General features: G+C 72.9%; 1 protein-coding gene. It reads right to left on the bottom strand.

Annotation, left to right across the window (positions count from 1 at the left end):
* Positions 1-97: 97 nt before the first annotated feature.
* Positions 98-1,201, bottom strand: coding sequence for a septum site-determining protein Ssd (gene ssd, locus ACNFOC_RS54065; protein ID WP_416966268.1), 1,104 nt, complete (start codon positions 1,199-1,201; stop codon positions 98-100).
* Positions 1,202-1,669 lie beyond the last annotated feature (468 nt).

Genomic DNA, 1,669 nt, shown 5'->3' with positions numbered 1-1,669 from the left:
GGCCCAGGCAAACCGCTCCCCGGGCCCGTAGCCGAACCACTCCGGGAGGAGAGCGCACCGCCCCTCCCGGAATTCCCCGCGCTCCGCACCAGCCGCCTCATACGCCACCCACCTCGACCAACGCCCGCTCCAGGAACTCCCGGCAGAACCGCGCCAACGGCCCCCTCCCCGCCGTCCCCGGCGGCGACTTGCCCTCGTGCGGCCGCAACAGCCCCGATTCGACGGGCACTTCACCGGCCAGCGGCAGCCCGAGGAGGCGGGCCACTTCCCGGTCGTCGAGGCCGGGGGCGTACGGACCGCGTACGGCCACGCGCAGGTCGCGCAGGACCATGCCGACGGCGGACGCCACCCGTCCGGCCGCCGCCACGGCGCGCAGTTCGGCGGGGACCACCAGGAGACCCACGTCGAGCTGGGCGAGGGCTTCGGCGACCCCGTCGTCGATGCGGCGGGGCAGGTCGACCACGACCGTGCCGCCGCGCCGTCGGGCCGCGGCGAGCACCGCCCGCACCGCCTGGGGCGGGATGGCGACGCAGTCGCCGCGGTCCCAGCTGAGCACCCGGAGCGAGTGGAGTTCGGGGAGGGACTCCTCCAGGGCTCCGCCGCCGACCCGGCCGCGCGAGGCGGCGAACGCGGGCCAGCGCAGGCCTTCCGCCGTCTCGCCGCCGAGGAGTACGTCGAGTCCGCCGCCCAGCGGATCCGCGTCCACCAGGAGTGTGCGCAGCCCCTCACGCGCGGAGGTGACGGCGAGGGCGCACGCGAGCGTGGACGCTCCGGCCCCGCCGCGTCCGCCGATGACGCCCACGGTGAGCGCGGGCCGGCCGACTCCCTCGGCCACGTCGGCGATGCGGTCGACCAGCCACTGCTCGCCGTCGGGCAGCATCAGGACGTGGTCGGCGCCGATCTCGACGGCTCGCCGCCAGACCCCCGAGTCGTCCTGGTCCCGGCCGACGAGCACCACCCCGCGTCGGCGGGCGGCCCCGCGCACCCGCCGTGCCGCGTCGTCGCCGACCAGGACGAGCGGGGCCGTCTCCCAGCCGCCCCGGCGCTCCGGCACCCCGTGGTGGACCTCGGGTGTCGCGCCGGCCGCCGCGCACAGGCGCAGCAGGTCGTCGAGGAGCTCGGCGTCCTCGGTGACGATCAACGGTCCGCCCTGTCGCCCTCCGGCGGCGTGCGGCTGATCGTGTGTGACGGTTCCGGCCATGTTTTCCATCCCCCATCGCTGCGTCTCTCGCGTCACCTCTGCGGTCCCGCGATTTCCAAAGGTGTGGAGAACCGGCATCCGGCCCTCCATATGCACGGCCGACAGAAACCGGCCAAACGCGTCCGACAAACGGAACCGGCCATGAACTCGCCGCGAGCGAGGACGCGTTGGAATCACGGTGCGGGCATCGCGGAAATCATGTGGATCTTGGTCGAAAACTGTGGACAACTCAGGGCCTGTGAATATCGCCTTCACCCATACCGGTGACCCCTGTACTGGGCTCTGTGCGAGTTCCACAGCGCAGCCCGGCGACTACACACGGTGACGGGTTCGGGGCATGAAAAAAGGCGGCAACAGCCGCCTCGGATTGGCCTCACGACCACACACAGGGAGGGAAAACGCGTCCGGACATGCGACGACCGGGGTGTCGTCAGGAACACCCCCGATCCGGTCCTCAGGCCCAGGGAC

Source organism: Streptomyces colwelliae, from assembly GCF_048158785.1.
Lineage (GTDB): Bacteria > Actinomycetota > Actinomycetes > Streptomycetales > Streptomycetaceae > Streptomyces.
Note: the sequence above shows the minus strand (reverse complement) of the source record. Positions and strands in the feature narration are given on the sequence as shown.